The organism is Corallococcus exercitus (assembly GCF_003611585.1).
GTDB classification, from domain to species: Bacteria; Myxococcota; Myxococcia; order Myxococcales; family Myxococcaceae; genus Corallococcus; species Corallococcus exercitus.
This window is the reverse complement of record NZ_RAVW01000485.1, coordinates 1-6,810: the sequence shown is the minus strand read 5'-3', so window position 1 is coordinate 6,810 and position 6,810 is coordinate 1. Positions and strand designations below refer to the sequence as shown.

Below are 6,810 nucleotides of genomic sequence, written 5' to 3'. Positions count from 1 at the left end.
TCTTCCACGACCTCAAGCGCTTTCGCGCCGCCGCCACCCGCTACGACAAGACGGCGACCTGCTACCTCGCTGTCCTCCACGTCGCTTCCATGCTTCTCTGGCTGCGTTAATCAGGGACAGCCCCTAGCTCCCTCTCAGGCGGAGACGGACTGGACTGCTTGGGATTGCCAGGCTTGACGATGTGCCGAAGGCGGGATTCGAACCCGCAACCTCCGCGTTCTGAGCGCGGCGCCTCTACCAAGTTGGGCTACCCCGGCGGTGTTTGTCTTTGATGTGAAGTCGGGATGACTGGATTCGAACCAGCGACCTTGTGCGCCCGAGGCACACGCTCTTGACCAGACTGAGCTACATCCCGATGGGGTTTCTGCCCTCGAGGGAGGACCCGGACATGACTGAGGCCGGGTCCCCCCTCGGGAGCCCGGCCTCTGTCCATGCCCGTCCCGGGGTTACCGGGTGGCGGCGTGGGTCAGGTGCCGGGGGGACTGCCGCGGAACGAGGCGATGGCCAGGTCCAGGCTGTCCGGAGTGGGCTCCATGTCGGTGGTAGGTAGCGGGTTCAGCTCGTCGCGCTTCGTCATGGGCATCACTCCTTTCTTGCTGGAGAGTGACGCGGCGGAAAATCAGTCCTGACACGGCTGCTTGCGCCAGTTCCGCTTTTCGATACGCCGGACGTCGTCCACGTCCGCGGGCATCCCCCGCTTCACGAGCTCCGCGGCGTCACTGCACCCCGGGCGCGCGGAAGACCTGGCCGTTGCGGCCCTCCAGCACGAGGCTCGCCTCGTCGGAGCTGCCCACGCGCAGCTCCACGCGGGGCTGACCGCGCCGGTCCACCAGGAGCAGGCCGGGCGAGCCCTCCTCGTCCGCGCCCAGGATGGCCCGGGGCCTTCCCGTCACGTCCGCCAGCTCCAGCCGCGACGAGCCGTCCACCTGGAGCCCCACGGAGAACAGCTCTGCTCCTCCGGACTTGGACAGCGTCAGGCGCGGCGCCTCGTCCGAGAACACCATCAGCTCCGCCAGCGACTCGCCTTCCGCCGTGGAGAAGCGCAGCCGGGGTGAGTCGTCCTCGCCCACGCCCAGCAGGGCCCTGGGACGGCCCTGGCTGTCGTTCAACACCAGCGCCGCGCCACCCTGGCGGTTCGCCTCCAGGCTGGCCCGCGTGCGGCCCTGGGCGTCCTTGAGCACCAGGCGGGAGGCGACCAGCTCCCCCGCGTGTGGCGGCGGTGCTTCGTCACGCAGGGCCGCGGTTCCCAGCCCCACCCCGGCCAGCACGAGGGCCCCGAGGGTGAGGCCCTGCCACCTTCGAAGCCGGCCTTCCAGCCGCTCCATGCGCGCGTCCAGTGAGTCCATCCCGGCGTCGCCTCCTGTCCCACCCTGGCGGGACGGCGGGAGGCTAGCAGAGCCCGGCACGCCTCGCTGTCAGCGGGGCAGGAAGAGGAGGAGGAGTGTGGGCACCGCGGCGACGAGGATGCCCGCGCCCAGCGTGAGCACCATCTGGAGGAAGAACACGTCCTCCAGCGTCTCCTCCAGCACGCCCTCCAGCCGGTCGATGGCCAGCGTCTCCAGCTCCCGCACCGCGGACGGCATGTCCGGGGACGTCAGCACCGAGCGCAGTGCGATGAGCCCCAGCACCCGGCGGGACTGGTCCATGAGGAAGCCCTCCAGCCATGGGGTGCGGGAGGAGGCCGATTCCTCCTCGGGCTCGAGCATGCGCTCCGCCACCGACTGCTCGATGGCCCGGGTGAGCTCCGCGCGGCCAGGCGTGCCGGCTCCGCGCAGGCGCCGGGCGACCTGCAGCGTCGCGGGCTTGAGGATGGCGTACGCATAGCCCATCAGCCCCCGCGCCCGGACCTCGCTCGCGAGCCGCGAGCTGACGCCGTGGAGCATCCACACGGAGCCCCCGGCGACCGCCAGGGCCAACGGCGTGAGCACGACGCTCAGCACGTCCAGCCAGGCCGGCGTCGGGGCCGCGCCCGTCCAGCGTGGCGCGAGGACGAAGACGCCGGCCAGCCCGAGGCCGAAGCACCCGAAGACGAAGAAGCCCTTCAGCGCGCCCTTCACGCCGGAGCCCAGCAGCGCGGGCACCATGGCGACGAGGCTCCGCAAGCCCGCGCGCGCCATGCCCCCCATGGACTCACGCGGAGGCGCCGCGAGTGAGTCCCCTTCCTGCGCCCGCTGCTTCAACGCCGCGTGGCTCATGACGGGCGCTCCAGGGACGCAAGGCCCGGTTCGGCCGTGGCCCACCGGTCCACCTGTTCGGCGGAGGGCGGTGACACCGGCACGTCGGACTGGAGCTCACGCCGGCGCCGCCACCACATCAGGAGCGCGGCGGCGCCGAAGAGCACCGCCCCTACGGCCAGCCGGGGCAGCAGCCAGGGAATGGGGCTGGAGCGGGATTGCTGTCGCTCCTTCCACCACGCGGTGCCCGTCCCTATCAGGGCGAGCACGCCCGGAATGGCGGCCATGCGCCACAGGGTCCCGCTGTCAGGCCCCGGCACAAGCGCCAGGAGCCCCAGGAACACCGTCGTGGTCCACAGCAGGATGCGTCCCAGGCGGAAGTTCGTGAGCCCCACCAGCACGACCGCGACGGGCCGTGAGCCCTCGCCACTCATGTTGCGTTCCCCATGGGGACGTCATCCTAACGGGGGCGGGCCCGCGCCAGAAGCCAGCCCCGGGGCCCTACGCCGCGGACGCCTGCTGGATGCGGGCCTCCGTCTCGGCAGGACTGGCGATCCAGGGCCAGAAGCGCTGCGGTTCTCCGAAGTTGTCGAAGAACGTGTCGGCCAGTGTCGACACCGCCGAGGCCGCCCCCAGGTAGCGCAGCACGTGCGGCGGAGGCGGCTGGAGCAGCATGTTGGTGAAGGCGGTGATGAACTGGCCCTCCGTCCGCCAGAAGTGCTCGAAGGTCTGCTCCATCCAGTCCGGCGTGAAGGGCTGGTCGCCGTGCTCGAGGATGGCCCGCGTCATCGCATGGGCCTGCTTCGAAGCGCTGTTGAGCCCCTGGCCCGCGATGGGGTCGTTGAGGATGACGACGTCCCCCATCCCCATCACCGCCCGGCCCGAGGGAAGCCGGCCCACCGGCTTGCGCACCGTGGGCGTGAACCCGCCGGTGAGCCAGGAGGACTCGTCCACGATGGCGGCACCCTCCAGCCGCTCCGCCACCCAGGGCGAGTAGTCGCGCAGCACCTGCTTCATCCGCTCCATCGCCTCGCTCGCGGTGCTGATGCCGCCGAAGCGGTCCAACCCCTGGCCGGGGATGGCCTCCAGCAGGATGCAGTTCAGCGGACCCCGGATGCGGTCGAAGTACGGCATGGAGAAGTACTCGCCATGGCCCGCCGTCAGGATGAACTTGAGCCCAGGGTAGGGCGTCTCGTGCAGCGGCTTCATGCCGCTGACAATCATTGCCGTGAGGTTGCGCTGCGGCTGTGTATGGACACTGCGTTCGGCGTCCCGTTCGAACAGCCGGGTGAAGCTGTTCCGGCCCGCCGTCACGACCACCAGGTCATGCCCCGGGACGAGCGTCTCCAGGCCATCCACGTCCACGTCCCGCACCACCACGGTTCCGCCGCGCCGCTCGAACTCCGCGAGCCAGCGTGAGTACTTCGCCCGCAGGTCCACGGCCTTGCCCGGCTGGAGGAAGCGCCCCTGGACGCGGAGCGCCCGCTGGCCGGGGGCCGCGCAGACGTCCAGGTCGCCGCCCCGGGCGTACTCCCCCGGTCCCTTCCAGAAGTCGAGCCCCAGCTCCTGCTCGTACTGGTACGCGCGGCCGAAGAGATAGGTGGTCGCGGCGAGCCGGGCGTTGAAGAGCTGCTCGGGCGTGCGGTCCGAGTAGACGGTGACGGCGTAGCCCTTCTCCAGCAGGCCGAAGCCCAGCTGCAGCCCCGCCTGGCCCGCGCCGATGATGCCGATGTTCCTCATGGTTCCCCCTGGATCTTGCGGGTCTGACATCCCGCCAGGGCACTACGCAACGAGGGGCCCGGTCTGGCAACGCACGGGGGTACGAGGCCGCCCGGAATCCGACGCCGGCGGCCCCCTTCCATGTCAGACCCCGCACGTATTGTTCCTTCCGTCGCAGCGAGGAAACGAACGAGGGGGAGTGCGCCATGACGATGTCTGTGATTGATAATCGCGTCGAGGTCGTCTTCAGCTTTGACACCACGGGCAGCATGTATCCGTGCCTCGCGCAGGTGCGGAAGAAGCTGGGGGCCGCCGTGGACCGGCTGACCAAGGAGATCCCGGGCATCCGCATCGGCATCATCGCGCACGGGGACTACTGTGACGCGGGGTCCACCTACGTGACCAAGGCCCTGGACCTCACGGACGACGCGAAGGCCATCACGCGCTTCGTGGAGAAGGTGGGCCAGACGGGCGGCGGAGACGCGCCGGAGTGCTACGAGTTGGTGTTGCACGAGGCGCAAGGCCTGTCCTGGACGAAGGGCTACACGAAGGCGTTCGTGCTCATTGGCGACGACGTGCCGCACCCGCCCCAGCACAACCCGAAGAAGCTGGACTGGCGCAAGGAGGTGGCCGCGCTGGGGGCCATGGGCGTGCCGGTGTATGGCGTCCAGGCGCTGAACCGCCGTCACGCGACGTCGTTCTACAAGGAGCTGGCGGAGAAGTCGGGCGGCTTCCACCTGAGCCTGGATCAGTTCGCGCACGTCACCGACATGCTGCTGGCCGTCTGCTACAAGCAGTCGTCGGACGCGCAGCTCCAGGCCTACGAGGCGGAGGTGTCCCGCGAGGGCCGCATGAACCGCGGCCTGAACGCGATGTTCAACACGATGCTCAAGCGGGCCGCGTCCACGCTCTTCGGTGAGACGGACCTGCGCGCGGTGCCGCCGGGGCGCTTCCAGGTGCTGGAGGTGGAGGCGGACAGCGCCATCAAGGAGTTCGTGACGGAGAACGGCCTGGGCTTCAAGACGGGGCGCGGCTTCTACGAGTTCACCAAGACGGAGACCATCCAGGGCCGCAAGGAGGTGGTGCTGATGGACCGCAAGTCCGGCGACCTCTACAGCGGCGAGCGCGCGCGGGAGATGCTCGGGCTGCCGCCGGGAGAGACGGTGCGCATCCGGCCCGCGAGCCTGGAGAAGTACGTCGTCTTCGTGCAGAGCACGTCCGCCAACCGGAAGCTCAAGGGCGGCACGAAGTTCCTCTACGAAGTGGAGGACTGGGACGGCGCGCGCGGTAGCGCCGCGGCCTGATTGACCGCGTTCGCGATACCCGGACGCCGCCGCGCGCGTCGAGGCGGACCCCCTTGCGGCGCCGCGTGCGACACCACTACAACCGCGCCGTTGCTCACCCGAGGGGGTTTTGCGTGTATCGAAAGAATGTCCTCGGCGCGTTGTTCGCGCTGGGGTTGATGACGGCGATGAGTGCCCGGGCCGAAGTGCTGTTCGCCCAGGCCAACTTCCTGCTCAACAAGAACCAGCTCTCCGCGGTGAACTACCGCGGCAAGGGCGTGGCCATCCCCGTGGGGGCGAAGGTCGCGGTCGTCGAGCGGGATGACGATGAGATCCGCTGCAAGGTGATGGACTCGGGCACCGAGTTCCGGTTCGTGACGCACCGGAGCCTGGGCAAGCCCATGAACGTGCTGTTCGCGGGCTTCTTCGCCGAGCAGGACCCCGCGCCGCGCATCGCCGCGCTGTCGCCCGAGGAGCAGAAGGGGGTCCGGGCCGGGGAGCTGGCCAAGGGCATGTCGCGCGAGGCCGTGCTGCTGACGGTCGGTCCGCCGCCGCCGCACCGGACGCCGTCGCTGCAGGGCAACCGCTGGACGTACTGGAGCTCGAAGTTCTCCACGTTCGAGGTGGAGTTCGGCCCGGACGGCAAGGTCGTGCGGATTGGCGACGAGCCCGTGGCCCCCGCCCCCCCGCCGCCCCCGGTGGAGAAGACCTACTACCACGCGACCGCGAACTTCCATTTCGACGACGGCACCGTGTCCTGGGTGAACTACCTCAAGGGCCCCATCATCCCGTTCAACGCGCGGGTCGAGGTGCTGGACAAGGGCTCGTCCTCCGTGAAGTTCAAGGTCGTGGAGACCGGCGCGGAGCTGGAGTTCGAGAACGACGCGCGCTCGGGTTCGGAGACCTGGAAGCTGTTCCAGGCGGCGTTCGCGCTGGAGGACCAGGCCGCGAAGCTCCAGGCCCTGACGCCGGAGGACCGCAAGAAGGTCTCCGCGTCGGAGGTGGAGCCCGGCATGAGCCGCGAGGCCGTGCGCATGGCGTGGGGCCCTCCGCCTCCGCATGAGACGCCCTCGTTCAACTCCAGCACCTGGACGTACTGGAAGTCGAAGACGTCCAAGGTGCGCGTGAAGTTCGGCAAGGACGACAAGGTCGCGTCCATCGAATAGCCGCGAAGGACGCTCTCTCAGGACGTGATGACATCGAGGCGTGACAGCTCATCGCTGTCACGCCTCGCTTGTTTCACGGTGTCTGGTTTTCGCGTCCGGCTACTCCAGGCTCGGGGCCTGGCTCATGCCGGCCGTCAGGTCCTGCAGCGGCGACTGGGCCAGCGACAGCGCGCCGGACGCGGCGCCGCCCACGGCCCCCGCGACGCCCTTCACGCCTTCGGTGACGCCCTCCACGCCCTGCGTGATGCCCTGCACCAGCTGGGCGATGCTTCCCAGCACCGAGGCGACGCCCTCCAGCAGCTTGCCCAGCTCCGCCGCCTTGCCGCCGACGCCACCGGCGTCGAAGCCGTCCTGCATCAGGGCCGACATCAGGTCGGAGCCCTTGCCGCCCACCTTCTGGCCGGAGGCGGAGGCATCCACGGAGCCCGGGAGATCGGTGGGGAGCGGAGCCGCGGGGGCCTGCACGGG

General features: G+C 69.7%; 6 protein-coding genes, 2 tRNA genes and 1 pseudogene. 2 read left to right on the top strand and 7 right to left on the bottom strand.

Annotation, left to right across the window (positions count from 1 at the left end):
* Nucleotides 1-182 precede the first annotated feature (182 nt).
* The 6 genes from D7W79_RS36490 to D7W79_RS36460 form a co-directional block, all read right to left on the bottom strand.
* Nucleotides 183-257, bottom strand: a tRNA-Leu gene (locus D7W79_RS36490).
* 22 nt (nucleotides 258-279) lie between these two features.
* Nucleotides 280-355: transfer RNA gene (locus D7W79_RS36485), tRNA-Pro, on the bottom strand.
* 361 nt (nucleotides 356-716) lie between these two features.
* Entirely contained in the window at nucleotides 717-1,346 is a 630-nt protein-coding gene (locus D7W79_RS36475) for a hypothetical protein (RefSeq protein WP_120529902.1), read from the bottom strand.
* Between the two features lie 69 nt (nucleotides 1,347-1,415).
* Complete coding sequence (locus D7W79_RS36470; RefSeq protein ID WP_120529901.1) at nucleotides 1,416-2,195, bottom strand: hypothetical protein; 780 nt, start codon at nucleotides 2,193-2,195, stop codon at nucleotides 1,416-1,418.
* Entirely contained in the window at nucleotides 2,192-2,608 is a 417-nt protein-coding gene (locus D7W79_RS36465) for a hypothetical protein (protein WP_120529900.1), read from the bottom strand. The genes D7W79_RS36470 and D7W79_RS36465 overlap by 4 nt, the downstream gene beginning before the upstream one ends.
* Nucleotides 2,609-2,675: 67 nt before the next feature.
* Complete coding sequence (locus D7W79_RS36460) at nucleotides 2,676-3,914, bottom strand: styrene monooxygenase/indole monooxygenase family protein (RefSeq protein ID WP_120529899.1); 1,239 nt, start codon at nucleotides 3,912-3,914, stop codon at nucleotides 2,676-2,678.
* Nucleotides 3,915-4,099: 185 nt separating this feature from the next.
* Here D7W79_RS36460 and D7W79_RS36455 point away from each other — a divergent pair, with 185 nt between their 5' ends.
* Both D7W79_RS36455 and D7W79_RS36450 read left to right on the top strand, forming a co-directional pair.
* Nucleotides 4,100-5,197, top strand: coding sequence for a vWA domain-containing protein (locus D7W79_RS36455; RefSeq protein WP_171437007.1), 1,098 nt, complete (start codon nucleotides 4,100-4,102; stop codon nucleotides 5,195-5,197).
* A gap of 113 nt (nucleotides 5,198-5,310) precedes the next feature.
* Nucleotides 5,311-6,342 carry a hypothetical protein gene (locus D7W79_RS36450; protein ID WP_120529898.1) on the top strand — a complete coding sequence of 344 codons (1,032 nt, stop codon included), beginning with the start codon at nucleotides 5,311-5,313 and terminating at the stop codon, nucleotides 6,340-6,342.
* A 99-nt stretch (nucleotides 6,343-6,441) separates the two neighbouring features.
* Here the strand turns inward: D7W79_RS36450 and D7W79_RS44000 are convergent.
* A pseudogene (locus D7W79_RS44000) lies at nucleotides 6,442-6,810 on the bottom strand (hypothetical protein); the annotation flags it as partial.

What these genes read in the sequence shown, in the direction of transcription:
- D7W79_RS36470 (WP_120529901.1), bottom strand. Translation starts at nt 2,195, where the DNA reads ATGAGCCACGCGGCGTTGAAGCAGCGGGCGCAGGAAGGGGACTCACTC.
- D7W79_RS36475 (WP_120529902.1), bottom strand. Translation starts at nt 1,346, where the DNA reads ATGGACTCACTGGACGCGCGCATGGAGCGGCTGGAAGGCCGGCTTCGA.
- D7W79_RS36455 (WP_171437007.1), top strand. Translation starts at nt 4,100, where the DNA reads ATGACGATGTCTGTGATTGATAATCGCGTCGAGGTCGTCTTCAGCTTT.
- D7W79_RS36460 (WP_120529899.1), bottom strand. Translation starts at nt 3,914, where the DNA reads ATGAGGAACATCGGCATCATCGGCGCGGGCCAGGCGGGGCTGCAGCTG.
- D7W79_RS36465 (WP_120529900.1), bottom strand. Translation starts at nt 2,608, where the DNA reads ATGAGTGGCGAGGGCTCACGGCCCGTCGCGGTCGTGCTGGTGGGGCTC.